This window comes from Usitatibacter rugosus, assembly GCF_013003965.1.
Classification (GTDB): Bacteria; Pseudomonadota; Gammaproteobacteria; order Burkholderiales; family Usitatibacteraceae; genus Usitatibacter; species Usitatibacter rugosus.
The window spans coordinates 4,027,972-4,054,874 of the sequence record NZ_CP053069.1 but is presented as its reverse complement, the minus strand read 5'-3'; the positions used below and the strand labels follow the sequence as shown (position 1 = coordinate 4,054,874).

Here is a 26,903-nt window from a genome sequence, read left to right as displayed (position 1 = left end):
TTTAACGACCGATTCACCCCTGTCGTCCGCGCGCTGCGCTTAACTCCTTCCGCCACGTTTGCCGGCACTTCCAGACCGGCGTGGACAGGGAGTCGCCATGCAACCGCTCGTACGATTCGCAGCGCGTTTCGCGCTCGTGTTCCTCTTCGGTGCCGCCTCGATCGCGTGCGCCGCCCTGCCCGCCGACATCGATGCCGTCGCCACTGCGCAGGACTCGCAGAAGCGGATCGTCGTCGCGGCGAAACGCTACACGTCGGGCTACGAGAACATCGTCCTCGTGCGGCGCTACACGCCCGACGGGCTCCCGGACAATGCGTTCGGAAGCGCCGGCAGCGTCTCGGTCACCTTCAGCTCGGCCGTGACCCCCACTGCGATTACGGCCGGCGCCGGCGACAAGGTCGTCGTGATGGCCTACGCGGGCGGGGTGCCGTGGTTCGTGCGGCTCAACGCCGACGGCAACGTGGAGATCCAGCTCGCGCATTCGTTCACCGAGGGATACCAGTACAACGCGATCACGCAGCTTGCGAACGGCAACTACCTCGCGGGGGGCGGGCATCGCGCCTCGCCGCAAGCCGACAGCTACACGGCGTTTGCCACCCTCCTGCCGAACGGCATGCTGTCGAGCGCCATCGGCTCCGCCGAGGCCGTCGGCCAATACCGCGCGCTCACGGTGGACGCATCGTCGGGCCGCGTGGTGGCCGCGGGCGTGGTGCGCGAGAGCAATGGCGGGTGGTCGATGTTCGCCGAGCGCTACCAGGCCAACGGCAACAACGAGTACTCGTTCGGCGGCAACGGCAACGGGCAGGTCCGGATTCCGCTCGGCGCGGCCGCTGCGGATGTCGGCGCCGTCGTGGTCCTCGGCAACGGAAAGATCTTGATCGGCGGCAGGTCGCAGGCGAGCGGCGGGAACCCGCGCGCGACGCTGGTGCGCTTGAATCCGAACGGCACGGTCGATGCCACGTTCGGCACCGGCGGTGTCCTCACGCCCACCGTCGCGGTACCCGGCGCGTCGTCCACGCTCTCGGCGATCACCGCGCTCGTGCGGATGACGACCGGGCCGAACGATCTCATCGCCGCGGGCTACGCGCGCGACACGGCCGCGGCCAGTGGAACCCACACGTGGCTGTTCGATCTCGTGGATTCGACGCGCAACGGCGACGTTCCCCCGCCGGCCTACGTCGAGCTCAATCCGCCGGCGCAATTCGGTGCGGAGACCGTCGGCGCCCACATGAGCCCGAGGCATCGCGTGATCGTCGTGGGCAACCCGACGCCCTATTCGCAATCGTATTCCGTGACGAGCTACGTCTCGACCACGGGTGAGCCCGAGGCGGACCTCCTTCCGCAGGATCTCGCGCCCGACCTGCCGGCCACCGCATTCGATTCCCGCCTCGACGTGGCGCGCGGCTCCACGCAGGACTGGAACATCGTCGTGCAGGGATTCGCCGCGCCGCTTCCCGTCACGGTCGTGAACGGGCAGTGGTCGCTCAACTGCATTCCGGGTGCGTATACGAGCTCACCGGGCTGGGTGCTCACCGAGGGCTCGCACCTCTGCGTGCGGCACACGGCGTCGAGCCAGTTCAGCACGGCCGTCGCCACGCAGGTGACGATCGGCAACTGGTCGGGCAACGCGACGTCGACCACCGTCGCCGATCCGCCGCCGCAGACCAGCATCGCGAGCACGCCCCCGGCGATGACGACCAGCACGGCCGCCACGTTCAGCTTCACGTCGAGCCAGCCCGGCGGCACGTTCCAGTGTTCATTGGACCAGGCGGAATGGATCGCATGCGCGACTCCGGGCTGGACCGTCTCGCCGGTCTCCGTCGGTCCGCATTCGCTCTCGGTGCGTGCCGTCAACGCGAACGGCACGGTCGATCCCGCGCCGCCCGTCTACGCGTGGTTCGTGCAGGCCACCGAGCCGCCCGAGACGACCCTCGGAGGCCCGACCGGCGCTTACTACTACGGCAGCGCGACCTTTACCTTCACATCGGCACCGGCCGATCATGCGACGTTCGAATGCGCCGTCGACGCGGGAGCGTTCGCGGCTTGCGCGTCTCCCTTCACGGTGAATCTTGCGGACGGCCCGCACACGATGGCGGTTCGCGCGGTTCGCGGCGGCCTCACCGATCCCACGCCGGCGACTCAAAGCGTGACCGTCGACACGCGCGTGCCCGACACGTCGATCCAGTCCGGACCGGAAGCGTCGACCTATTCGCGCTCGGCCCGCTTCACGTTCGCGAGCGACAAGCCGTCCTCGACCTTCGAGTGCAGCCTCGACGGCGCGCCGTTCGTACCCTGCGCGAGCGGCATCGCGTTCGCGGATCTCTCGTTCGCGTCGCACGCGTTCCTGGTTCGCGCGCGGGATCCGGTCGACCGCATCGACCCGACGCCGGCCTCCTTCACGTGGACGGTGCTCCCGGACGTCGACCCGGACCTTGCGCCCAATGCATTGGGGCTGCCGGTCGTCGCCTATCCGGTGTCGGACATCCTGTGGAGGGTGCGTCTCGGCACCTTCAACTCGCCGATTCCGGTGACGCTCGAAGCGCTGAACAACGGCGGCCCGATCCAGTGGTCGCCCAACTGCGATCCGATGGCGTACACGAGCCTGGCGGGCACGATCCCCGTCGGCACGACGTATCTCTGCCTTCGCACCATCGCCGGCGGCGTGAACTATCCGTTCCAGTATCGCGTCACGCTCGGGTCCTGGCAGCAGGTGATCGAGTACACCGCGAGCTACATCGGCAACCTCCAGCACCTCGACATCGTCACCGGGCCCAATCCCGTGACGCCGAGCACCACGGCGACCTTCACGCTGTTCGCGCACGACGACCCGGTGTTCGAGTGCAGCCTCGATGGCTCGGACTTCCTGCCGTGCACGTCGCCCGTCACGTACGAGAACATGACGCCCGGCTCCCATGCCTTCACGGTGCGCGCGACCGGCGATCCGCTCGGCATTCCCACGACGAGCGAGCCGGTGACGCGCACGTGGATCGTGGATCCCGCGATCCCGGTTCCGGCGGAGGACACGTCGGTGCCCGACACGTCGATCACGAACGCCTGGTACACGGACGTGCAGACATACTTCGCGAGCTATTTCTTCGCCGACGACCTCGGGCTCGGCCGCACGTTCGAGTGCAGCATGGACGGAGCTGCGTTCGTGCCGTGCCCGCGCATGTCCACGTGGGGCGGGTTGCCCGACGGGCCGCACGAGCTCGCGGTGCGCGCGGTGAACCCGAGCGGCGTGGTGGATCCGACGCCCGCCACGCTGGCGTTCACGGTGAACACGCAGGCGCCGCACATCACGCTCGACACGTATCCGCCCGCGGTGTCGGCCTCGCCCTCCGCGCAGTTCACGTTCCACTTCAGCAAGCCGCCGTTCCGCGTGCAGTGCAGCCTGAACGGATCGGCCGTCGCGGACTGTGCGAGCGGCGTGACCTACGACAACCTCGCCTCGGGCAGCTACACGTTCAGCGTGCGCGCCTGGGATGCGGCGGGACACATGGATCCGCCGACTGCGTACTCCTGGTCGGTATCTGTGGACCAGCCGCCGGAGACGACGATCGTGTCCGGGCCGGCGACGCAGGTGCCCGAAGGCGCGATGGCGACCTTCACCTTCACCTCCAATGCTCCGGGCGCGACGTTCGAGTGCCGCCTGAACACGGTGGCGTTCGGACCGTGCGCGAACCCGTGGACGACGTCGGCGCTTCCCGCGGGCGGCTACACGGCGGAGGTGCGGGCCCTCGATACGCAGGGCCGCGTCGATCCGACACCGGCTTCGTGGACGTTCACGGTGATCGTCGAGCCTCCGCGCGTCATCCTCGACGCCTTTCCTCCTGGCGTGACCACCTCCACCGTCGCCCAGTTCGCCTTTCACTTCACCAAGCCTCCGGCGGGCGTGCAGTGCAGCCTGAACGGAGCGGCGTTCGTCGATTGCGTGAGTCCCGTGTCCTACACGAACCTGGTGCCCGGGCCCTACAACTTCCGCGTGAAGGCGTGGGATGCGGCAGGAAACATGGCGCCGCCGACGTTCCATGGCTGGACGGTGCAAGCCGGCCCGCCGCCGGATACGACGATCACCTCCGGGCCTCCGTCGCTTCCGGAGGGGACGCCCGCGATCTTCACGTTCACCTCCAACGTGCCGGGGGCGGCGTTCGAATGCCGAGTCGTGGGCGTCTCGCCGTTCGCGCCGTGCACAAGTGCGTGGACGGCGCCGCTGCTGCCGCCGGGCAACTACACGGCGGAGGTCCGCGCCATCGACGCCACCGGCCGGCCGGATCCGTCACCGGCGAACCGGGCTTTCATCGTCTTGCCCGTGATCAACACGACGATCACCAGCTCCCCGCAGAACAACACCACGAACACGACGGCCACGTTCATGTTCATCTCGACGCCGGCGGGGCTGATGTTCGATTGCAGGATGGATAGCGGCGCATGGATGGCGTGTGCGAGCCCGCGGACCTATGCAGGACTCACCCGGACGACCCACACCTTCCAGGTTCGCGCGCGCAATCCCCAGGGCCAGGCGGACGCGACGCCCGCGGTGTACACCTGGACGATCCGCTAGCCGGGCCAGCGCCCGTCCGGCGCCTGCCGGTGCACCTTCCAGCCGGGGAACCAGGGTGAATCGCCCTCGGTTCCCCAGCGCCACTCGTAGGGGAAGGGCACGTAGAGCTCGCACTCCTTCCCGGTGAGCGCGCGCAAGTGGATGTTGGTGTTGCTCACGCCCACGTAGCGGTCGAGCACCGACAGCAATGCGAGGGCTTCCTCGAGATCCACGTTCGCCGATGCGAGGTCGTGGAGTCGGGCGCCGAGGAAGCGGGCGCCATTCTCGAGGTCGTGTTCGCCGGGCGCGCGTTGCAGCGAGACCAGGGTGCCGGTTCCGCGCAGCGGGGTGAGCAGCGTCTCGAGCGGCACCGACTTTGCGAGGCTCTCGCCTCGCTTGGGCTTGTCGGTGCCCGCGCGCCAGGTGACGCCGATCCAGGGCCGGGGGCCGAGCACTTCGAGGCGGCGCGTCCATTCGGCGACGCGATGCGGCTCGGGCGTGATCGCGAGCGAGGGCGGACACGCGCCCGTGGCGGCCGCGAGCAGCGGAAGGTCTCCGGCGAGGAGCTCGACCTCGCCCTCCCCGGGAGGTGCGATGCGGTCGGGCTCGAGCCGCCGGAACAGGCCCGAGCGCGCGAGCAGCGAATGCAGGCGCGCATCGCCGACGAAATCGAGGTGCGTGGCGCCTTCGATCGTCGCGGCGAAGCGCAGCAGGAACAGGATGTCGCCCAGGCCCTGCTCGGCGAGGATGCGTACGCCGCGACCGCGAAGCGCCTCGGCCGGCGGCACGCGATACGGATGGCCTTCGCGGGCGAGCTGCGCCTCGAACGCAAGGCGCGTGGGCCTCGCGCGATACGCGGACCATCCGGAGACCCAGCGCCCGAGCAGGAGATCGGTTTGCGCGGCGTACATCGCCAGCTCCGCGTTCGCCGGATCGAGGGTTCGCGCGGCGTGGTACAGGCGCGAGGCCTCGGTGAACTCGCCTTGCCCGACCGCGACGCGGCCCGCCTGCGTGAGGGCGGCGACGAGGGCGCGTCGCGCGTCGGCGTTGCGCGGATCGATCGCGAGGACCGCCTCGAAGGCGGCGGCCGCTTCGGCCCATTGCTTCAGCCGAAGCCGTGTCGCGCCCGCGGCATATTTCGCGGGTGCGAAGGCGGGGCGCAATTCCGAGGTCCTTTCGAACTGCGCGAGTGCCGCCGCGTCGTCGCCCCGCAGCTCATGGAGCAGCCCCAGCTCGTAGGCGGCGGCGTAATCGCCCGGCTCGAGGCGCGCGGCTTCGTCGAACGCGCTTCGCGATTCGTCGAGGCGTCCCAGGCCGCGCAGCGCGAGGCCCGCCGCCAGATGCGCGCGCGCGTTGCGCGGTTGCGTGGCGAGCATGGCGCGCGCGGCCTCGAGGGCGCCCGCGGCGTCCCCGGCCTGCAGGCACTTGAAGGCGGCGACGACGCTGGCTTCAGTCAGGGTTTGTCTCCCGGGGTTCCGGCAGGATCGTCGGGGGATCCTCGACGATGCGCCGCGCGATGCGAAGGTAGGAAAGCCAGAACAGGAGGCCCGTGGCACCGAGAGCGAGCATGCCGAGCGCGAGCCAGCGCGGGTGGTGATAGATCGCGGGCGCGATCACGCCGGCCGTGAGCACGTTGACCATTCCCGACACGAAGCCCTGCAGCGACGCCGCCATGCCGCGCCGCGTGGGGAAGAGCTCCAGGGTGAGGAGCGTGATCGAGGGCATCACCATCGCGAAGCCGATGCCGTAGACGAACATCTGGAGCACGGCCCACGGCAGCGACGGATCGGTGGAGAGCGCGTACGCGAGGTTCACCGTGGCGCCTACCGCCATGAAGGCATAGCCGCGCTTCACCGTTTCGTACGGCGTGAGGCGACCCGCCGCGCGGCCCGAGAGCTGCGAGCCCATCATGATGCCGACGATGCCGGGGATGAAAAGCCACGCGTATTCCTGTGGGCCCAGCTTCAAGTGCTCGCCGAGGTACACCGGCGCCGAGACGATGTAGACGAAGAAGCCGTTGAAGTTGAAGCCCGCCGCGAGCGAGAGCAGCAGGAAGCGGGCGTTGATGGCGACTTCGCGATAGCCCGCGAAGAGTGCCGCCGGGTGGAAGGCCTGCCGGCCTTCCTTCGGCAGCGTCTCCGGGAGCGCGCGAAAGCTGAGCGCCACCAGCAGCACGCCGACGACCGTGAGGAAGCCGAAGATCGAGCGCCAGCCGAGCCACGCATAGAGGACGCCGCCCACGATCGGCGCGATGGCGGGGGCGAGGCCGAAGAAGAGCGTCACCAGCGACATGAGGCGTTGCGCGTCCGCGGAATCGAAGAGGTCGCGGATCATCGCGCGGCCCACGACGATGCCGGCGCCCACGGAAAGGCCCTGGAACACGCGGCACACCAGCAGCTCGTGCAGCGTGCTCGCGAACGTGGCGAAGGCCGATGCGATCGTGAACACCACGAGCGATACGAGGATCACCGGGCGCCGGCCGAAGCTGTCGGAGATCGCGCCGTGGAAGAGGAACATCACGCCGAAGGCGAAGAGATAGACCGACAGGGTCTGCTGCACGCCGAGCGGCGTGGTGTCGAGCGATTGCTGGATGCCCGCGAACGCCGGCAGGTACGTGTCGACGGAGAACGGCCCCAGTGTCGCCAGCGCGGCGAGCAGCGCGGCGAAGCCTCGCTTGAACGACTTCGAGTGCTGCGTTCCGTGCGGCATCAGGAGCGCAGGCCGCGATAGGCGAGGGCCTCGGCGACGTGCCGGCCGGCGAGCGCATCGGAGCCTTCGAGGTCGGCGACGGTGCGCGCCACGCGAAGCACGCGGTGGTGGGCGCGCGCCGAAAGCCCGAGTTGCGACGCGGCATTGCGCAGCATCTGGAGACCCCGCGCATCGGGGCGCATGCGGGAATCCACTTGCGACGAAGGCACGCGCGCGTTCGCCACGCCCTGGCGCGCGACCTGGCGAGCCCTTGCCCCCGCGGCGCGACGGCGCACGAGGCTCGAAGCCTCGCCCGCCTTCGACGAGAGCTCGGCCGCGGCGACGGCGTGGAGGTTCACATGCAGATCGATGCGGTCCAGCAGCGGGCCCGAGATGCGCGAGCGGTAACGCTGCACTTGCGTGGGCGTGCACTTGCAGGGATTGCGCGAATCGCCGAGGTAGCCGCAGGGGCAGGGGTTCATCGCGGCGACCAACTGGAAGCGCGCGGGGAAATCCGCCTGCTGGGCCGCGCGAGAGATCGTGATGGCGCCCGATTCGAGAGGCTCGCGCAGCACCTCGAGGACGCGCCGGTCGAATTCCGGCAGCTCGTCCAGGAACAGCACGCCGTGGTGCGCGAGCGAGATCTCGCCGGGACGCGGCGGCGAGCCGCCGCCCACGAGCGCGATGGCCGAGGCGGTGTGGTGCGGGCTGCGGAAAGCGCGGGTCCCGAAGCGCTCCGGATGGAAGCCCGCGCTGGCAAGGCTTTGCACGGCCGCGGCTTCGAGCGCTTCATCTTCCGACATGGCCGGCAGTATGCCGGGGAAGCGCAGGGCGAGCATCGTCTTGCCCGTGCCCGGAGGGCCGCACAGCAACAGCGAGTGGCCACCGGCGGCCGCGATCTCCAGCGCGCGCCGCGCCGTGGCCTGGCCAGCGACATCCGCCATGTCGGGATACGTGGGCTCGCCGCGAACGGCCTTCGCTTCGTGGATGGGAAGCGAAGCCTGGCCGGAGAGATGCGCGCACACCTCGAGCAGCGTGCGCGCCGGGCGAACCGTGGCGCCGCGCGCGAGGCCGGCTTCCTCCGCGACCGAAGCGGGCAATACGAAGGAACGCCCGTCGCGGTGGGCACAGTACGTCATGGCGAGCGCGCCGCGGATCGGGCGGAGCTCTCCGGACAACGCGAGCTCCCCGGCGAATTCATGCTCGGCCAGGTGATCGGTCTTCACTTGTTCGGTGGCCGCGAGGATGCCGATGGCGATCGGGAGGTCGAAGCGGCCGCTTTCCTTGGGGAGATCGGCCGGCGCGAGGTTCACGATGACGCGACCCGCGGGAAACTTGAAGTGCGAAGTGGCCAGCGCCGCGCGGACGCGGTCTCTCGCCTCCTTCACCTCCGTGTCGGGCAAGCCGACGATGTGGAACTGCGGCAGCCCGCCGCCGACGTGCGCCTCGACGCGCACGAGCGGCGCATCGAGGCCGGCGAGGCCCCGGCTGAAGACGACGGCAACGGACACGGTGCTCCTTGCAGGGCGGGTTTCATTTCACGCGGCCGGCGGCGGTGGCCTCCAGCTCCGCGACCCGCGCCTCGAGCGCGGCCAACTTCTCGCGCGCACGGGCGAGCACTTGCGACTGGACGTCGAATTCCTCTCGCGTGACGAGATCGAGGCGCGCGAATGCGCTCGAAAGCAGGCCGCGTGCGTTCTTCTCGAAGTCCCTGGCCGGGTTGGCGGCGGCGAGCGATGCCAACCGGGCGCTGACTTCATTCATCCAGCTCTCGTTCATTCCAACTCCTGTGTAGGCGATCCCGTTGACGGCGTGGATCCGGGCGCACCGGCTTGGTGCATCGTGGCGCGCGCCTGCTCGGCGGCGGTGCAATGGGTCGGGGCGATGATCGAAATCCCTTATGTGACAGTACCTTGACGAGCCCCAGTTCTTGGCACGCTTGCTGCTCTTTACGTTGCCGTCCACCCACCATCAACAAAAGGATAGCAACATGCGCCAGCTCCCCGCATTGCTCTTGGCCGCGGCAGTCAGCGTTCCGGTCGTTTCATATGCACAGACGGCCCCCGCTCCCGCCGCACCCGCTGCGCCCGAGTCCCCGCATTCGTTCACCGGGAAGCTCGGCCTGTTCACCGAATACGAATACCGCGGCATCTCGCAGACCTCCGAAGATCCGGCCCTCCAGCTGAACCTAGACTACGGGCACTCGAGCGGCTTCTACGCGGGCTTCTTCTTCTCGAACATCAAGTGGCTGAAGGACACGGCGTACGCGGGCGGCTTCAACACCGACGCCAACCTCGAGTGGGATATCTACGCCGGCTACAAGTTCGAGCCGATCAAGGACTGGACCGTCGACGTGGGCTACCTGCGCTATGAGTACCCGCGCTCGGGCGCCTTCAACCCGAAGCCGAACACCGACGAGGTGTACATCGGCCTCACGTACAGCTTCGCCACGCTCAAGTACTCCTACTCGTTCAACGACACGTTCGGCGTGCCGAGCTCCGAAGGCTCCGACTACATCGAGCTGGCCGTCACGTACCCGGTCGCCGACACGAAGTTCTCGTTCACCGGTCTCCTCGGCTACCAGCGCTACGCAGGCACGCAGTCGAGCGGCTTCGACAACGACGATCTTTCCTACGGGGTGTGGAAGGTCGGCGGCGTGTACGACTTCGGCAGCGGATGGAACGGTGGCCTGTACTACAAGGGCACCAACGCCAAGGACGAGCTCTACACGATCCGCGACAAGAACTGGTCGAAGAAGCGAATCGTTGCCTTCGTGACGTACGCGTTCTAAGCCAGCCGCTCGCAGCACAAAAGGAGAGGACACATGAAACTGGTCACGGCCATCATCAAGCCGTTCAAGCTCGACGAGGTGCGCGAAGCACTGTCGGGCATCGGGGTTCAGGGCATCACCGTCACCGAGGTCAAGGGCTTCGGCCGGCAGAAGGGCCACACGGAGCTCTACCGAGGCGCCGAGTACGTCGTGGATTTCCTCCCGAAGGTGAAGGTGGAGGCCGCGATCAAGGACGACATGCTCGACCGCGTCATCGAGGCGATCGAGAAGTCCGCCAACACCGGCAAGATCGGTGACGGGAAGATCTTCGTGCTCAATCTCGAGCAGGTGATCCGCATCCGCACCGGCGAGACCGGCGCCGACGCACTCTAAAGGGGACACCGAATATGAAACGCGTACTCAGTCTGTTTGCGCTCGTCGCCGCATTGGGGTTCGGCGCCGTCGCGATCGCCCAGGACAAGAAGGCCGATGCACCGGCCGCCGCGCCCGCGGCGGCTGCGCCCGCGGACGCCAAGGCGGCCGCACCCGCCGATGCGGCGAAGCCCGCCGAAGCCGCCGCAGCTCCCGCGGCCGCGGCGCCTCCCGCACCCGTGCCCAACAAGGGCGACGTGGCGTGGATGCTCACCTGCACCGCGCTCGTGCTGCTGATGAGCCTGCCTGGCCTGGCACTGTTCTACGGCGGCATGGTGCGCTCGAAGAACATGCTGTCGATGCTGATGCAGGTCTTCATCGTGTTCTCGCTGATCACGGTGCTGTGGTGCGTCTACGGCTACAGCCTCGCGTTCACCGAGGGCAACGCCTACATCGGCGGGTTCGACCGCCTGTTCCTGAAGGGCACGGTGGATGCCAACGCGGGCAACTTCGCGATGGCCGCCACGTTCTCCAAGGGCGTCGTGATTCCCGAGCTGCTGTTCGTGGCCTTCCAGGCGACGTTCGCGGCGATCACCTGCTGCCTGATCCTCGGCGCGTTCGCCGAGCGCGCGAAGTTCGCCGCGGTGCTGCTGTTCATGGTGCTGTGGTTCACGTTCTCGTACGCGCCGATCGCGCACATGGTGTGGTTCTGGATGGGCCCGGATGCGTACACCGATCCGAAGCTCGTCGACGGGCTGAACGCCAAGGCAGGCCTGCTGTGGCAGTGGGGCGCCCTCGACTTCGCGGGCGGCACGGTGGTGCACATCAACGCCGGTATCGCCGGCCTGGTGGGCGCCTACGTGGTGGGCAAGCGGATCGGCTTCGGCAAGGAAGCGATGACGCCGCACAACCTGCCCATGACCATGATCGGCGCCTCGCTGCTGTGGTTCGGCTGGTTCGGCTTCAACGCCGGCTCGGCGCTCGAATCCGGCAACTCGGCGGTGCTCGCGTTCATGAACACGTTCCTCGCGACGGCCTGCGCGGTGCTCTCGTGGATCATCTTCGAGTGGCTCTTCAAGGGTAAGCCTTCGATGCTGGGCGCGGCTTCGGGCGCGGTGGCGGGCCTCGTGGCCATCACCCCGGCGGCGGGTAACGTCGGCATCCCCGGTGCGTTCGTGATCGGCACCGCCGCGGGCGTCGTCTGCCTGTGGGGCGTGTCGGGCCTGAAGAAGATGCTGAAGGCCGATGACTCGCTCGACGTGTACGGCGTGCACGCGGTTGGCGGCATCCTCGGCGCCATCCTGACGGGCGTGTTCGCTTCGCCCGACCTGGGCGGCCCCGGCTACGTGTCCGACTGGGTCACGGCGGCGATGGTGAAGCCGGCGGACTACTCGATCCTGTCGCAGGTGATCGTGCAGGCGAAGGCGGTCGGCGTCACACTGGTTTGGTCCGGCGTGGTGGCGTTCATCGCCTACAAGATCGCGGATCTCGTCATCGGCATGCGCGTGCCGGAAGAAGACGAGCGTGAAGGGCTCGACATCACCGCACACGGCGAGTCGGCCTACAACTGAGTTTCTCCCAAGAGGCCATTGGGCGGTCCGGGAAACCGGGCCGCCCTTTTTCTTTAGGGCTCTTCGGCAACTTTTGCCACGCGACCCGTTCCAACCTCCGTTCCGCAACCGGCTGAAACAGGTCCGGCTGCTATACTTTTCAGCTATTTACGGACGGAAATTCCCCTTTGCCCCAACGTATCGGTGAGATCCTCGTCGCCCGGGGAAAGCTCGACCCCGCGAACCTCGAGCGAGCCCTGAAGCTGCAGGAGGGCAACGCCGGCGAAAAGATCGGCGTGATCCTCGCGAGACTCGGCATGGTGTCCGGCCGCGACCTCGCCGATGCGCTGGCGACCCAGCTCGACATCCCCGTCGCATTGAGCACCGACTTCCCCGAGCTCCCGCTCATGGAAGAGCGCATCAGCGCGAAATTCCTGAGGGACGCGCAAGCGGTCCCGCTGCGTGAGGACGACGAAGAGCTCGCCCTCGCGATCGCCGACCCGAGCGATTCGTACGTCCTCACCGCGGTTCAGATGGCGAGCGGCAAGCGCGTGCGCCCGTACATTGCCGCGCCCAGCGAGATCGAGGCCGCGCTCGAGCGCCTCTATGGCGGTGGCAAGTCGTCGATGGGCCAGATCGTCGACAACATCGAGGTGCGCTCCGACGAGGACGCCGACTGGGGCGACATCGAGCACCTGAAGGACATGGCCTCCGAGGCCCCGGTCATCCGCCTCGTGAACCTGCTGCTCGCCAAGGCTTCCGAGCAGCGCGCCTCCGACATCCACATCGAGCCGTTCGAGAACCGCCTGATCGTGCGCTACCGCATCGACGGCGTGCTGCACGAGGTCGAGTCCCCGCCGCGCCGCCTGTCCGCCGCGGTGATCAGCCGCGTGAAGATCATGGCGAGCCTGGACATCGCCGAGCGCCGCCTGCCGCAGGACGGCCGCATCAAAGTGCGCATCCAGGGCAAGGAGATCGACCTTCGCGTCTCCACGGTGCCCACGATGCATGGCGAGAGCGTCGTGATGCGCCTGCTCGACAAGGGTGGCGTGCCGCTCGACTTCGAGTCGCTGGGCTTCGAGGGCAAGACGCTCGAGAACTTCCTCAAGGTCCTGGACCAGCCGCACGGCATCCTGCTCGTCACCGGCCCCACGGGCTCGGGCAAGACGACCACGCTCTACACCGCGCTCGACCGCCTGAACAATCCCGACGTGAAGATCGTCACGGTCGAGGATCCGGTCGAATACCAGATGCCGGGCATCAACCAGATCCAGGTGAAGTCGCAGATCAACCTCACCTTCGCGACGGCGCTGCGCTCCATCGTTCGCCAGGACCCGGACATCATCATGGTGGGCGAGATCCGCGACCTGGAGACGGTGCGCATCGCCATGCAGTCGGCGTTGACGGGCCACATGGTGATCTCGACGGTCCACACGAACGACGCGCCCTCGACGATCAACCGCCTGGTCGACATGGGGTCGGAAGACTATCTCCTCACCTCCACGATCAGCGGCATCCTCGCGCAGCGCCTGGTGCGCACGCTCTGCAAGCATTGCCGCGAGCCGCACGAGGCTCTTCCCGAAGTGACGGAGCAGATGGGCCTGCGCCGCTTCGTGCCGCAGGGCAAGGTCACGCTCTACAAGCCGGTCGGTTGCCCGCAGTGCGCCAACACGGGCTACTGGGGGCGGCTGTGCATCATCGAGATGATGGTCATGACCGATGCCATCCGCGCGCTCATCATGCGCCATGCGACCGCGGGCGAGCTTCGCACCGCGGCGATCGAAGGGGGAATGGAGACGATGTTCGAGAACGGGCTGCGAAAAGCGCTCGCCGGGCAGACGACGATCGAGGAAGTGCTTCGCGTCACGCGCGAAGACTAGCGTTCCATGCCGTTTTTCCAATACAAGGCGGTCGCGCCCACGGGCGAGGTCCAGGAAGGTGTCCTGGAGGCCGCGAGCCATCCGGGAGCGATCGCGCGCCTGCAGGAGATGGGCTTCATCCCGATCCGCGCCGAGGAAGCGGGGGTGGCCCGCAGCGCTCCCGCATCGGCCGTCTCGCGCCCGCTCTTCCAGCGCCGCGGCATCTCCCAGGACGACATCGGCATCATCACGCGCGAGCTCGCCACGCTGCTGAAGGCCGGCCTGCCGCTCGACCGCTCCGTCGAGATCCTCATCAACCTCGCCTCGACCCCGCGTGTGGCCGAGCTGATGACGAAGGTCCGCAACGACGTGCGCGGCGGCTCGTCGCTTTCGAAGGCGCTCGACAACCAGGGCGTCTTCTCGCGCTTCTACGTGAACATGATCCGCGCGGGCGAAGCCGGCGGAAGCCTCCCGGGCGTGCTCGCGCGCCTCGCGGAGTTCATGGAGCGCGCCAAGGCCCTCAAGGCGCAGGTCACTTCCGCGCTGGTCTACCCCGCGATCCTCTTCACGGTGTCGATCCTCTCGGTGGTGATCCTGCTCATCTTCGTGGTGCCGAAGTTCCAGCCGATCTTCGCGCAATCCGGCAAGGCGCTGCCCTTCGTGACGACCGTCGTGATCTTCCTGGCGGACGTGCTGCGCAACTACTGGTGGGCCATTACGCTAGGAATTGCCGGAATTCTGCTTTACATGCGGAACAAATTGCAGGATCCGGAGACCAAGTTCGCGATGGACCGCCGCATGCTGGGCTGGCCGCTGGTGGGCAGCCTCATCTCGCGGGTCGAGATGACGCGCTTCGCGCGCACGCTCGGAACCCTGCTCGGCAACGGCGTGGCGCTCGTGAGCGCGCTGTCGATCGTGCGCGACACGATGGGCAACACCTGGCTCGCGGAGGCCGTGGGCAACGTGGCGCGCGAGCTGAAGGAAGGCCGCGGCCTCGGCCGCCCGATGATGGAAAGCGGCCGCTTCCCGCCGCTCGCGGTGCACATGATCATGGTCGGTGAAGAGACCGGCCGGCTGGACGAGATGTTGCTGCAAGTGGCGGACACCTACGACGTCGAGGTGGAACAGGCGATCAAGAAGATCCTCGCCTTCCTCGAGCCGGCGATGATCCTGACCATGGCGATCGTCGTTGCGGGGATCATCCTCTCGATGCTCTCGGCGATGCTGGCGATCTACGACCTGCCTTTCTAGAAAACGGAGCACCCCACGCATGAAAAGAATCCAACCTTCCCGCGGCGCCCGCGGCTTCACGCTGCTGGAGCTCGTGATCGTGCTGATCATCCTCGGCACCATCATGGCGTTCCTCGCGCCGCGCATCTTCGGCAACGTCGGCAAGGCCAACCAGGCGCTCGCCAAGGCCAAGATGGAGCAGCTCTCCGGGCAGCTGGAGATCCTGCGCCTCGAGGTCGGCCGCTATCCCAATGCGTCGGAAGGGCTGAAGGCCCTGGTCGACAAGCCCGCGGGCATGGACAAGTGGAACGGTCCCTATGTGAAGGACCAGACCACGCTCAAGGATCCCTGGGGCAACGACTTCCGCTACAACCAGCCGGGGCGCGACAACCGACCGTTCGAGATCGTCACGCTCGGTGCCGACGGCAAGGAAGGCGGCGAGGGCGAAGACAAGGACCTCGTCAACTGACGGTTCCGATGCGCAGCCGCGGCTTCACGTTGCTCGAAATCATCGTCGTGTTGGTCATCGGTGCGATGACCATGGCGATGCTCGTTTCGTTCACGGGCAAGGGCGCGTCGGCCGCGGACCTCAAGGCGTCGGCCCGTTCGCTCGCCGGGGGCTTGCGAGCCGCGCAGTCCACCGCGATGGCGCAGCGCCGCGATGCCGTGCTCACGATCGACGTCGACGCGCGCGAGTTCACCTTCAGCGGCGAGACCCGCCCCCACAAGCTGCCCGAGGGCGTGGAGCTCAAGCTCTACACCGCGCAGACCGAGGTGGAGAGCCAGCGCAAGGGCTCGATCCGCTTCTATCCCGACGGCAGCTCGACCGGTGGGCGCATCACGGTCTCCTCCGGCGAGCGGAAGTTCCTCGTGGACGTCGATTGGCTCACCGGGCGCGTCGCGATCAACGAATGATGCGAGCGCGCCGCCCACATGGATTCACGTTGCTCGAGGTGGTGGTTGCCTTCGTGCTGCTGGCGCTGATTCTCGTCACCGTTTTCCAGGTCTTCTCCTCGGGGCTGTCGCGCGGGACCACGCTCGACGAGCGCTCGCAGGCGCTCGCCATCGCGCAGTCGCGCCTCGCCTCGGCGGGCCTGGAAGATGGCCTCAAGGAAGGCGAGACGCGCGGCGAGAGCCCGGACCGCAAGTACGCGTGGTCGCTGCGCGTCACGGCCTACGGCGAGGACCCGGGGCCGGGATCGTCGGCGCCGCAGGCCAACATCGCGATCTACCGCGTCGATTCGCTGGTGTCCTGGCACGGCAGCGACGGGCGCGACCAGGTCTACTCGCTCTCGACCCTCCTCGTCGGGGCGAAGCCGTCGTGAAGCGCGCGCACCAGGCGGGATTCACGCTGATCGAGATCGTGCTCGCCATGGCGCTGCTCGCGGCCATGCTCGGCATGGCGTGGTCGGGTGTCAGCTTCGCGCTGCGCAGCTGGGACGCCGGGGCGAACCAGGGGCATCGCACCGCGGACCTGCGCCTGTCGCAGAACTTCCTGCGCCGCGAGCTCTCCGAGATCTTCCCGATGCGCTTCAAGGACGCGATGACCCTCAAGCTCGCGCTCGAAGGCTCGGCCACGCGGCTGCGCTTCGTGTCGACGCGCCCCGCCGGGCTCTCGACGGCGGGCCTCTCGCTCGTGAGCCTCGAGGTCGAAGGCGAAGGCCGCAAGCGCAACCTCGTGATGCGCCGCGCCGCGCCCGACGACGCGGCCAAGGACTTCGGGCCGCTCGAGCGCTCCGAGTCCACGATCCTCTATTCCGACGTGGACACGGTGCATTTCTCGTACTTCGGTTCCGACAACGACATCGAGCAGCCGAAGTGGCGCGACGAATGGACGCACGCCAAGATGCCCACGCTGATCCGCCTGCGCGTCGTGGCGGCCGATGGTGCGGAGCAGCCGGAAACGATGGTCCGCGTGATGCTGAGCGAGGAGGCCGGGTGCCTGGAGAACACGTTCCAGCGCGCTTGCCGGCCGAGGCGGCCATGATCAAGGTCCGCGCAAGCCAGCGTGGCGTGGCCCTCGTGCTGGTGATCTGGCTCGGGGCGCTGCTGATGGTGATCGCGTCCAGCTTCATCTTCGCGGCGCGCACCGATTCCTTCGTGATCCGCAACTCCATGTCGATGGCGCGCGCCGAGGCGCTGGCCGATGCCGCGGTGCAGCGCGCGGTCTTCGAGACCTACCGCACGGACAACTCGCCCGACATCTGGCGGCGAGACGGCACGCCGCGTTCCTGGGTGTTCGACGGCACGCCCATCACCATCGAATTGCGCGATGAGTCTGCTAAAATCGACTTGAATACCGCATCGGACACCCTCTTGCGGGGGCTGCTGGTCTCGGTGGGGCTCAAGGACGAGGAGGCGGACAAACTCCTCGACGCGATCCTCGACTGGCGCGATCCGGACACACTCCGCCGTCCCAACGGCGCGGAGGAACCGGATTACCGGGCCGCCGGCCTCACGTACGCTCCCGCGAACTCCCCCTTCCAGGCCATCGAGGAAATCCAACTCGTGCTCGGCATGCGCCCCGACATCTATCGCCGTATCGCGCCCCTGGTGACGGTCTACTCGCGCCAGGCCGGCGTGTATCCGCTCACGGCGACGCGCGAGGTGCTGATGGCCATCCCGGGGCTCACCGGCGAGATCGTCGATGCGTACATCGCCCGCCGCGAAGCCGCGCGTGCCGCGGGCGAGCCCGTGCCGTCGTTTCCGGAAGCGGGCGCCTACGCCGCGCCTCCCACCAGCCTCATCGCGTCGATCAAGGCCACCGCGCGCCTCGACGACGGAACGGTTTTCGTGCGCGATGCCGTGGCATTGTTGCGTCCCGTGCCGCAGCGCGCCGTGACGTTCCTCGCGTGGCGCGCCGCGACGGCTCCGGAACCGAAGCCCGCCGAAGGAGAAGAAGGGGTGCGTAACTGATGGCTGCAATACCGGATCGCTTGCGCGCGGGGAAGCCCGCCTGGCGCCAACAGGCCGAGGCCTTCTGGAGCTGGTGGACGGCGCAGCTCGCGCGCGAGGTGCCCGAGAGCCTGGGCGGCGCGGGCATGAAGCGCGCGCCCGTCGTCGCATTGCGCGGCGAGACGCTCGTGCTCCTCGAGGCGCGCGGCACCACGTTCGCCGAGATCGGCGAGGCGCCGCTCTCGTCGCTCGATCCCGAGGGCCGCAAGATCGCGCTGCGCAGCCTGCTCGCCCGCGCCGGCGAAACGGATCCGCGCGTGCGCCTCTGCCTCGATCGAGATGAATCCCTGCTCCGCCGGGTGGCGCTGCCGCTCGCCACGGAGGAGAACCTCGCGCAGGTGCTCGCCTTCGAGATGGACCGCCTGACGCCGTTCCGCGGCGAGGACGTGTACTTCGACCATCGCGTGGCTTCCCGCGACCCGGTGGCCGCCCGCATCCAGGTCGATCTCGGCGTCGCGCGCCGGCCGCTGGTGGACGCCAAGGTCGCGACGCTGCGCGAGTACGGCGGCGAAGTCCAGGCGGTGGTGCTCGCCGACGACGTGGCGCGCTGGAGCGCGCCGCTCGACCTCTTGCCCGAAGGCCTGCCCGGCGAGCTCGACCGCCGCCGCGAACGCAGCCTGCAGATGACGGCCGGCGGCATCGTGCTCGCCCTCCTGGCGCTCGCGCTGGCGCTCCCGCTGTGGCAGAAGCGCGAGGCGGTGATCGCGCTGCAGCCCGTGCTCATGAAGGCCCGCGCGGAGGCCGAGGCCACCGACATCCTCTCCAAGGAGCTGGAGAAGATCGTGGCGGACTACAACTTCCTGCTCACCAAGAAGCACACGGTGCAGCCCACGCTCGTCCTCGTGGAGGAGCTCTCGCGCCTCCTGCCGGACACGACCTGGGTGCAGCAGCTCGACATCCGGCCGACGGGCAAGATCCGCGAGGTCCAGATCTCGGGCGAGACGCCGTCGTCGTCGAAGCTGATCGAGATCTTCGAGCAGTCGAAGGTCCTGCAGAACGCCGCGCCGCGCGGCTCGATCACCAAGGGCTCGCAGCCCGGGAACGAGCGGTTCCTCATCGCCGCCGAGGTGCGCCCGCGCACGATGCCCGAGGCCGTGCCGCTTTCCATGGCCGCGTCGTTCCCCACGGCAACCGTGGTGCCCCCGCCTCCGCCTCCGCCCGTCGATGCGGCGAAGCCCGCCGCGGCCGATGCGGCCAAGCCCGCGACCGCGGATGCCACGAAGTCCACTGCTTCCGATGCGACGAAGCCCGCGCCGGCGGACGCGCAGCCTCCGGCCACCGCGACCGTGACACCGACTCCCGCGGTGCCGCCGAAGGCCGCGGCACCGAACGCCGCGGCACCGAGCGCCCCCGCACCGAATGCCCCCGCGGATTTCGGTCCTGCCCGCAGGTCGTCCAAGGCGCCGGCCAAGGGCGAGCCGAAACCGGAGCCCGGAAAGTGACGCCGCGATGATCAACTTCCGCACGCTCTCCGCCGAGCAGAGCCGCAAGCTGGCCCTGGCCCTTCTCGCCGGCGTGATCGTCCTCGCCGTGGCGGCCGTGGCCGTGCCGACGTGGTTCGCCCATCGCCACTACGACCGCGCGCTCACCGAGGGCACCGATCTCCTGCAGCGCTATCGCCGCATCGCGGCCACGCGGCCCGACGTCACGCGAAGCCTCGAGACGATGCGCGCGCGAGAGGCCCGCAAGTTCTTCCTGCGTCCCGGAGCGCCGGCACTCTCCGCGGCCGAAGGCCAGGAGGTGCTGCGCCAGCTGATCGAAGGCAACGGGGCCAAACTCATCACGATGCAGGTGCCGCCGTCCAAGGAAGAGGGCCGCTATCGCCAGGTCACCGTGAACGTCCAGCTCACGGCCAACGTCCAGGCATTGCGGCGCATCCTGCACACCATCGAGAGCGCGACGCCGTACCTGTTCGTCGACAACCTGATGATCCGAAGCTCGGTGCCGTACAACTTCCGGCCCGGCCCGGGCGCGGAGCCGGAGATGTTCGTGCAGTTCGACGTATACGGTTACTCCCAGACGGCGGGGTCGTGATGCGAGAGTTCCTCCAGCGCCATCCCATTACCGCCGCGCTCGCCGTGGTGGGCGCCTTGCTGGTGCTCGTGATCGCCGCGGAAATCGCGTGGGGCCTGCGCGCCGCGCCGCCGATCGCGACCGCGTCGAACGCCAACCCCGCGTTCGCCGAGTCCAAGCTCCTGCCGCCGATCACGTCCGCGCCGGCGGAGCAGGCATACCCCGAGACCGGCTCGCGGCCGCTCTTCTCGCCCACGCGGCGGCCGGCACCGCAGGCCGTGGCCACCACCACGCTCTCCAAGGGCCAATACCTCCTGCAGGGCGTGATCATCGTCGGCGACCAGCGGGTGGCGATGCTGCGCGAGAAGGCCGCCGGCGGACGCCTCTATCGCGTCGAGAAGGGCCGCGAGGTGAACGGCGTCACGGTCTCGGAGATCGAGCCCGAGCGCGTGACGCTGCGCGCCGGGGACGATACCGAGGTGATCCCGCTCACCGTGCAACGAGGGGCAGGCGCGGGCTCCGGCGGCTCGAGCTCGGCTGCGCAATCGGCACCGGCCGCGCCCGCGAGCGGGCCGTTCGCCTCGCCCGCGGCACCCGCGGCAACGCCGTCGCCCGCGGCGCCCACGCCCGCGGCACCTCCGCAGCAACGCATGATCGGCCAGCCGCCCCCCGGCACGGCGGCCGCCCCGAAGGACGGCTCGAACGATTTCGGACCGCGTCCCCGCGCCGCGCCGCCGGCCGCGCAGCAGCAGGGCGCCGCTGGAGCGTCGCAGGAGACGCAACAGATGACGCCCGAAGAACTCCTCGCTCGCCGGCGTGCCCGGCGCCAAGGCCAAAGCCAATGATGATGAAAGAAGACACGATGCCCCAATCGCCGATCTCGCGAGTGCCGCGCGCCCTGTACGCCGCCTTCGCGCTCGCGGCCGTCCTCGCCTTGCCGGGCTGCAAGATGCTGCCCCCCCACGGCTTCGACGCCCCCACGGCAACGCCCGCCGCTTCCGGCGCCCCGGCGGAGTTCGGCCCCGCTCGGCCCGCCGCGCAGCCGCCGGCGCAAGCCACCGCCCCGCAGGTCTCGTCGAGCGAATCCAAGGTCTTCCCCGGCACGGGTGTCTTCGTGAGCCCCCGTCCGCTCAAGCCCGCGGGACCTTCGGGCCCCGAGGAGGCGAGCCTCAACTTCGAGGGCCTCGACATCCGCGAGGTCGCCAAGGTGATCCTCGGCGACTACCTGCGCGAGTCGTATACGGTCCATCCGGCCGTCGCCGGCACGGTCACCTTCCGCACCATCAAGCCGATCTCGCGCAAGGAGCTGCTGCCTACCCTCGAGATGCTGCTGCGCCAGAACAACGCGGCGCTGGTCCAGGAAGAGGGCGTGTACAAGATCCTGCCGATCACCGCGGTGCGCGGCTCGGTGTCCCCGCAGCTCGGCAACGCGCAGTCGGCGCTGCCCGCGGGCTTCAGCGTGATCGTCGTGCCGTTGCGCTACGTCGGCGCGAAGGAGATGGAGCGCCTGCTCCAGCCCTTCGCCGCGGACAACACGGTGCGCGTGGACGAGGTGCGCAACCTGATCATCATCGCCGGCCACCAGCGCGAGATGAAGCACCTCATGGACACGATCGAGCTCTTCGACGTGGATTGGCTCACGGGCTATTCCGTGGGGCTCTTCCCGATCAAGAGCGCGGACGTGAAGACGCTGGTGACGGAGCTGGACAAGGTCTTCGGCCCCGCGGGCCAGGGGCCGCTCGCCGGCATCGTGCGCGTGATCCCGATCGAGCGCCTGAACGCGCTGCTCGTGGTCACCACGCAGGCGCGCTACCTGGAGCTCGCCAAGACCTGGGTCGATCGCCTGGACCAGCTGGGCGGCACCTCGGGAGGCACGCGCTTCTTCGTCTACTACGTGAAGAACGGCAAGGCGGAGAACCTCGCGCAGCTGATCGGCGACCTCTTCTCGGGGCGGCGCTCCGCGTCGAACAATCCTTCGCTCGCGCCCGGTGCGCGGCCCGCGGAAATCCGCTCGCAGACTCCGTACTCGCAGCCCGGCGCACCGAACGCGCCCGCGGCCGCCGCGGCGCCCGCAAGCGCGGTCTCGTTCAACATGCAGGGCGGCGTGGGCTCCACGGCGAGCGAGGTGCGCGTCATCGCGGACAAGGACACGAACTCGCTGCTGATTCTCGCCGCGCCCAGCGACTACGACGTGATCGAGGGCGCGCTGCGCAAGCTCGACGTCGTGCCGCGCCAGGTGCTCGTGGAGGTGCTGCTCGCCGAGGTGAGGCTGTCCGATGAGCTCACGTTCGGCATCAACTGGTTCCTGAACGGCCGCAACGGGTCCAACACGACGGGCGCCATCCGCACCGGAGGCCTTCCCGTCACCGCGGACCTCGCGGTCCCCCTGCTCGATCCCGGCTTCCAGCTCGTGAGCCGCAGCGGCGACCTCGTGCGCGCGGTGCTGAACTCGCTCGGCAAGGATGGCAAGGCGCAGGTGCTCGCCTCGCCGCAGCTGATGGTCCTGGACAACCAGAAGGCCCAGTTCAAGGTTGGCGACCGCATCTCCGTGCAGACGCAGACGCAGACGGGCGTCAACACCGGCGCCGGCGTGCTGAACTCGTACCAGTACCTCGAGACGGGCGTGCTGCTCACCATCACGCCGCGCATCAACTCGGGCAACCAGGTGACGCTCGAGGTGAACCAGGAAGTGAGCGATCCCGTCGCGGGTACCGGCGGGACGGCCGTGAATCCGAACCCCGACGTCACGTCGCGCTCGGTGCAGACCACGGTGGTCATCGCCTCGGGCGAATCGGTGGTGCTCGCGGGCATGATCCGCGAAGCCTCGGGCCACACCGGCACGGGCGTGCCGATCCTCTCGAAGATCCCGGTTCTCGGCGCCGCATTCGGCTCCCAGACGTGGAAGCGCGACCGCACCGAGCTCGTCCTCGTGATCACGCCGCGCATCGTGAGCGATTCGCGCCAGGCCCAGGATGCGTCCGACGAGCTTCGCAGGAAGCTCCCGATGCTGGAGAACATCATCAAGGACTACCAGAAGGGCATGCCGCTCTATCAAGGTGCCCCGCCGGCCGAGTCCGCGCCCCCAAAATGAGCGTCTCTGGACATTCGCGGGGACCCCTAGTAAATTCGCATACCGAATAAGCACTTCGCGGGCTTTGTTGAGAAAAAGCCTTAAAAGCAGGCCTGCGGAAAGGCTCGAAGTGCGACATTTCCGTCGCCTCGCCGGGATCGAATAAGTTCTTTATATTCAATGGTTTGAATCGAACTGTCGCGCAATGTTGTTGTTTTGACGCAACACTGTGGTAAAAATAGCGCGATTTTGTTTGACGGTGCGATTCAACATGCCCTAGGCTCTCGGCTCATGAAGGATGTGGAATGGATAGGCGAGTGAAGGTGCATCAGCTGTTTCTCGGCGTTTGCGTGGTGGCCCTCGGTGCCTGTGCGACGTTGGATCAAAGGCCCAAGGAGCAGCAGGTTCAGGAAAGGGCGCAAGCCCGGTGGGACCTGCTGCTGAAAGGTGACGTCATGGGCGCGTACGAGTACTCGAGCCCCGGCACCAAAGCCGTCATGTCGCAGGAGCAATTCGCCGGATCCATCCGCCTGGGATTCTGGAAGGCTGTGAAGGTCGAGAAGGTGGTTTGCGAGTCCGAGACTGCTTGTGATGCGCAACTGCTGGTCGACTACGAATTTCGGGGGAGCCCCATCCGGACTCCCGCGAAGGAAACGTGGGTCAAGGAAGGTTCAACCTGGTGGTATCTGCGGAAGTAGGGGGCGACGGCGGGAAGCAGTACGGGCGAATCGACAAGCAGTGCGCTCGTAGGCTAGAATCCACCTGTTGTAACCTCTAAAAAAGTGATCACTTTTTTCACAAAGGAGTAACCGAAAACATGAATACGTTCAAAAAGAAAGCGCTGCTGTCCGCAGTTGCCGCCGGTCTCGGCGTCGCGGGCAACGCTGAGGCCGTGTTCCTGAACCCCAATGGTCTGGGTCAGACGCTGATCTACCCGTACTACACGGTTCAGAACAACGGCACCAACTCGTTCAACACCTACCTGTCGATCGTCAACACGACGGCCGATGCCAAGGTGCTGAAAGTCCGTATCCGCGAAGGCCGGAACAGCCAGGAAGTCCTTGACTTCAACCTGTACCTGTCCCCGAACGACATGTGGACCGCCGCGATCGTGCCGATCGACGCGACCGACGCTTCGGCCGGCCGCATCATCACCGCCGACCGTTCCTGCACGAACCCGGGCATCCCGGCGACCGGCCAGGACTTCCGTAACTTCGCCTTCTCCGGCGCTTCCGACGATGGCGCGGGCACCACGCTCGCCCGTACCCGCGAGGGCTACGTCGAAGTGTTCGAAATGGCGATCCTGACGGGCACCTCCGCCACGAACGTCACCCACAACGCCAACGGCACGCCGGCCAACTGCGCCGCCGTCCAGGGCCAAGCGGTTATCCTCTCGATGGGCCTGCCCACGGGTGGCCTGACGGGTACGGGCACGCTGATCAACGTGAACAGCGGTGCGGACGCCGGCTACAACGTCGACGCCCTCGCCCAGTTCCTCTCGTCGATCAACTACTCGGACGTCCCGACGGAAAACCCGAACCTGGGCGATGCTGACCCGGCTTCGTTCTCCATCGCGAACGGCACGGCGCACTTCGACGTGTGGACCCCGATCAGCGGCACGACCGCCGGCGCTCGCGCCGTCTCGGCCGTGTACATGCACACCGCCGTCCTGAACGAGTACATCCTGGATACGGCTACCCTCTCGAACACCGACTGGGTGCTGACGTTCCCGACGAAGTCCCTGTTCGTCGACGCGACCACCGCAGCCCTGCCGTTCTCGAACGCCTTCACGGCGACGGGCGCGTGCGAGCTGGTGGCGGTTTCGTTCCTGAACCGTGAAGAGCGTGGCGCCTCCGTGGTGCCGGGCGACTTCTCGCCGCCGCAACCTGCTGGCCCGGCCAACGCCGTGTGCTGGGAGTCGACGGTGGTCTCCTTCCGTAACGGCAACGCCCATACCCCGGGCGCGTCGGCTACGGCTAGCGGAGTTCTGGGCTCGCGCAACTTCACGGGCGTCACGCTGGACTCCTCGTTCCAAAACGGCTGGGCCGCCCTCACCTTCACGGGTGCTGGTGCCGGCACGGGCCTGATCAGCGCTGCTGGCGGCACGTCGATGCTGACGCGCACCGGCGCCGCCGGTTCGGCTGGCGCGCACACCTACTACGGCCTGCCGGTTACGGGCTTCATGGTGCGCACGTTCAACAACAATACGGTTGCCTGCGGCACGGCCACCTGCCAAGCGAACTACGGCAGCCTGTTCCGCCACAACTACCGTACGGCGATCCTGCCGTAATGCAGATTGGGATGCCGGGGAGCAGCACCTTGCTCTCCCGGCATTTCCTGGAAAAGGCGCGCGAAAGCGCGCCTTTTTTTCCTTCAGTATTTTAGGTTTGTGGTAAAGTGTTGCGTAGTTAGGTAAGAAAAGCGTCCTAAGCCGATGTTTCAAAAGAAATATGGCGCGAACGAGGGGGTGTCCCACCAATTCTCGACCAATCCAGGTGAACACAAAATGATCTCTTCCCACACGCCTCAGTCCCGTCGCGGCTCCTGGCTCCAACGGCTGGCCATGCTCGCCTCCGGGCTTGCAGTCGCCACGCTCGCCACTGCCGGCAGCGTTTCCATCACCGGTACCGTCAACGCTTCCTGCGCGTCCTGGAGCTCAGTCTCCGGCGACGGCTCGAACATCAGCTATGTATGCGGCACGTCGCAGTCGACGACGGGCGGCAGCTTCACGCTCAACGTTCCAGGCTCGCTCGACGTGAGCTCGACGTATCAGTCGAGCGCGAGCAACGTTTCCGTTTCGCGTTCCAACGGCACCGCGGCCATCGATGTCACGATCGCTGGCAACGCGGGCTGCACGCCGGACGTCACCACCCTCAGCTGGATCGCCAACGAGAACAGCACCAAGGGTGTCGGCATCACCACCACGACCGGCACCTGCACGCTGCAGATCACGGTCCCCACGGGCGGTTCGGGCTCCACCTCGAAGAACATCACGCTCGCGGATCCGAATGCGGCGGTGGCCTTCGCGTTCGAGCTTCCCTCGCTCCCCAGCACGTCGTTCGGCGCGCCTTCCACCGTCATCAAGGTGAAGCGCAGCGGCGGCTCGCAGGGTGACTGGTCGGTTCCGTACCTGCTGAACGGCTTCCTGAGCAGCGCCACGGCGGGCAGCGTCACGCCGTCCTCCGGTTCTTCCGGCGCCGCGCTCAACTTCCCGGCCGGCAGCTCCGAGGCGAGCATCACCTTCACGCCGGTTGGCTCGCAGCCCGCGGGCTTCTCCCTTCCGGCGGCAGGCAGCATCCAGCTCCAGGCCCCGATCAAGACGGGTGGCGGTGGATCGTCGACGGTTCCGGCGCTCACGGACAACACGCGCACGATCAACATCAATGCCGTCGCGGGTTGCCCGAACGTCGAGAACCTCAAGACCTTCGTGTTCCAGGGCTCCGGCCAGCAGACGTTCCCGTCGCTCGCTCCGGGCCAGATCGGGACGTACGCGATGCCGATCCCGCTGTCTGCCCGCGGCAAGGCGAACATCATCAAGGTCGCGGGTGGCCCGACCACGGCGGATCTCGAAATCTGGTTCTCGACCTGCCCGGGCAACACCGCCGATCCTCTGCGCGAGCAGGTGCAGGAATACGGCCTGAAGCCCTGCAAGGTGAACTACAACTACAACGGCGGCAACCTGTACTGGAACAAGTCGGCGGGCGACATGCAGACCTGCTACCTGCCCGATTCCGGCGGCCCGTACTACTTCAACTACCGCCACGTGAAGGTCGGCAACACGCTGATCAACTCGTGCATCATCAACAGCTGCCCGAACGTCGGCTCGTTCAGTAACCAGTAACAGCGACACCGACAG

Annotated in this window: 22 protein-coding genes; 18 read left to right on the top strand and 4 right to left on the bottom strand. The window is 67.8% G+C overall.

Annotated elements, in window-relative coordinates; genetic code table 11:
• The first annotated feature begins 97 nt into the window (after nucleotides 1–97).
• Nucleotides 98–4,561, top strand: a complete 4,464-nt coding sequence (locus DSM104443_RS19230; protein ID WP_171095175.1) for a hypothetical protein — start codon at nucleotides 98–100, stop codon at nucleotides 4,559–4,561.
• Here DSM104443_RS19230 and DSM104443_RS19225 read toward each other — a convergent pair.
• The 4 genes from DSM104443_RS19225 to DSM104443_RS19210 form a co-directional block, all read right to left on the bottom strand.
• Nucleotides 4,558–5,916 carry a tetratricopeptide repeat protein gene (locus DSM104443_RS19225; protein WP_171095173.1) on the bottom strand — a complete coding sequence of 453 codons (1,359 nt, stop codon included), beginning with the start codon at nucleotides 5,914–5,916 and terminating at the stop codon, nucleotides 4,558–4,560. The two genes, DSM104443_RS19230 and DSM104443_RS19225, sit on opposite strands and share 4 nt — an antisense overlap.
• Nucleotides 5,917–5,989: 73 nt before the next feature.
• Nucleotides 5,990–7,249 (bottom strand): multidrug effflux MFS transporter, encoded by a 1,260-nt coding sequence (locus DSM104443_RS19220; protein ID WP_171095171.1) that lies wholly within the window; start codon nucleotides 7,247–7,249, stop codon nucleotides 5,990–5,992.
• On the bottom strand, nucleotides 7,249–8,739 hold the full coding sequence (locus DSM104443_RS19215) for a YifB family Mg chelatase-like AAA ATPase (RefSeq protein ID WP_171095169.1): 1,491 nt from the start codon (nucleotides 8,737–8,739) through the stop codon (nucleotides 7,249–7,251). The genes DSM104443_RS19220 and DSM104443_RS19215 overlap by 1 nt, the downstream gene beginning before the upstream one ends.
• Nucleotides 8,740–8,761: 22 nt before the next feature.
• Nucleotides 8,762–9,007 (bottom strand): accessory factor UbiK family protein, encoded by a 246-nt coding sequence (locus tag DSM104443_RS19210; RefSeq protein ID WP_171095167.1) that lies wholly within the window; start codon nucleotides 9,005–9,007, stop codon nucleotides 8,762–8,764.
• 211 nt (nucleotides 9,008–9,218) lie between these two features.
• Here DSM104443_RS19210 and DSM104443_RS19205 point away from each other — a divergent pair, with 211 nt between their 5' ends.
• From DSM104443_RS19205 to DSM104443_RS19125, 17 genes are all read left to right on the top strand, one after another.
• The gene (locus tag DSM104443_RS19205; RefSeq protein WP_171095164.1) at nucleotides 9,219–10,019 is read left to right on the top strand and encodes a TorF family putative porin; all 801 of its coding nucleotides are present in this window, start codon (nucleotides 9,219–9,221) and stop codon (nucleotides 10,017–10,019) included.
• 33 nt (nucleotides 10,020–10,052) lie between these two features.
• Nucleotides 10,053–10,391 (top strand): P-II family nitrogen regulator, encoded by a 339-nt coding sequence (glnK, locus tag DSM104443_RS19200; protein WP_076019699.1) that lies wholly within the window; start codon nucleotides 10,053–10,055, stop codon nucleotides 10,389–10,391.
• Nucleotides 10,392–10,405: 14 nt separating this feature from the next.
• Nucleotides 10,406–11,941 carry an ammonium transporter gene (locus DSM104443_RS19195; protein WP_171095162.1) on the top strand — a complete coding sequence of 512 codons (1,536 nt, stop codon included), beginning with the start codon at nucleotides 10,406–10,408 and terminating at the stop codon, nucleotides 11,939–11,941.
• A 167-nt stretch (nucleotides 11,942–12,108) separates the two neighbouring features.
• Complete coding sequence (gene gspE, locus DSM104443_RS19190; RefSeq protein WP_171095160.1) at nucleotides 12,109–13,800, top strand: type II secretion system ATPase GspE; 1,692 nt, start codon at nucleotides 12,109–12,111, stop codon at nucleotides 13,798–13,800.
• 6 nt (nucleotides 13,801–13,806) lie between these two features.
• Entirely contained in the window at nucleotides 13,807–15,030 is a 1,224-nt protein-coding gene (locus DSM104443_RS19185; protein ID WP_171095157.1) for a type II secretion system F family protein, read from the top strand.
• Nucleotides 15,031–15,049: 19 nt separating this feature from the next.
• A complete protein-coding gene (gspG, locus tag DSM104443_RS19180; protein WP_171095154.1) occupies nucleotides 15,050–15,478 on the top strand; it encodes a type II secretion system major pseudopilin GspG in 429 nt (142 codons plus the stop codon).
• An 8-nt stretch (nucleotides 15,479–15,486) separates the two neighbouring features.
• On the top strand, nucleotides 15,487–15,924 hold the full coding sequence (locus tag DSM104443_RS19175; protein WP_171096637.1) for a GspH/FimT family pseudopilin: 438 nt from the start codon (nucleotides 15,487–15,489) through the stop codon (nucleotides 15,922–15,924).
• Nucleotides 15,921–16,334: a type IV pilus modification PilV family protein gene (locus tag DSM104443_RS19170; RefSeq protein WP_171095152.1), complete on the top strand. Its 414-nt coding sequence runs from the start codon at nucleotides 15,921–15,923 to the stop codon at nucleotides 16,332–16,334. The genes DSM104443_RS19175 and DSM104443_RS19170 overlap by 4 nt, the downstream gene beginning before the upstream one ends.
• Nucleotides 16,331–16,996 (top strand): prepilin-type N-terminal cleavage/methylation domain-containing protein, encoded by a 666-nt coding sequence (locus tag DSM104443_RS19165; RefSeq protein ID WP_171095150.1) that lies wholly within the window; start codon nucleotides 16,331–16,333, stop codon nucleotides 16,994–16,996. The genes DSM104443_RS19170 and DSM104443_RS19165 overlap by 4 nt, the downstream gene beginning before the upstream one ends.
• The gene (locus DSM104443_RS19160; protein WP_171095148.1) at nucleotides 16,993–17,925 is read left to right on the top strand and encodes a type II secretion system minor pseudopilin; all 933 of its coding nucleotides are present in this window, start codon (nucleotides 16,993–16,995) and stop codon (nucleotides 17,923–17,925) included. The genes DSM104443_RS19165 and DSM104443_RS19160 overlap by 4 nt, the downstream gene beginning before the upstream one ends.
• Nucleotides 17,925–19,406 (top strand): PilN domain-containing protein, encoded by a 1,482-nt coding sequence (locus tag DSM104443_RS19155; RefSeq protein WP_171095146.1) that lies wholly within the window; start codon nucleotides 17,925–17,927, stop codon nucleotides 19,404–19,406. The genes DSM104443_RS19160 and DSM104443_RS19155 overlap by 1 nt, the downstream gene beginning before the upstream one ends.
• A 7-nt stretch (nucleotides 19,407–19,413) precedes the next feature.
• Nucleotides 19,414–19,998, top strand: a complete 585-nt coding sequence (gene gspM, locus DSM104443_RS19150; protein WP_171095144.1) for a type II secretion system protein GspM — start codon at nucleotides 19,414–19,416, stop codon at nucleotides 19,996–19,998.
• A complete protein-coding gene (locus tag DSM104443_RS19145; RefSeq protein ID WP_171095142.1) occupies nucleotides 19,998–20,822 on the top strand; it encodes a hypothetical protein in 825 nt (274 codons plus the stop codon). Before gspM ends, DSM104443_RS19145 begins: the two co-directional genes overlap by 1 nt.
• 17 nt (nucleotides 20,823–20,839) lie before the next feature.
• Entirely contained in the window at nucleotides 20,840–23,068 is a 2,229-nt protein-coding gene (gspD, locus tag DSM104443_RS19140) for a type II secretion system secretin GspD (protein ID WP_171095140.1), read from the top strand.
• Between the two features lie 296 nt (nucleotides 23,069–23,364).
• A complete protein-coding gene (locus tag DSM104443_RS19135) occupies nucleotides 23,365–23,745 on the top strand; it encodes a hypothetical protein (protein WP_171095137.1) in 381 nt (126 codons plus the stop codon).
• A gap of 119 nt (nucleotides 23,746–23,864) precedes the next feature.
• Entirely contained in the window at nucleotides 23,865–25,337 is a 1,473-nt protein-coding gene (locus DSM104443_RS19130) for a hypothetical protein (RefSeq protein ID WP_171095135.1), read from the top strand.
• 216 nt (nucleotides 25,338–25,553) lie between these two features.
• Entirely contained in the window at nucleotides 25,554–26,888 is a 1,335-nt protein-coding gene (locus tag DSM104443_RS19125; RefSeq protein WP_171095134.1) for a hypothetical protein, read from the top strand.
• Nucleotides 26,889–26,903 lie beyond the last annotated feature (15 nt).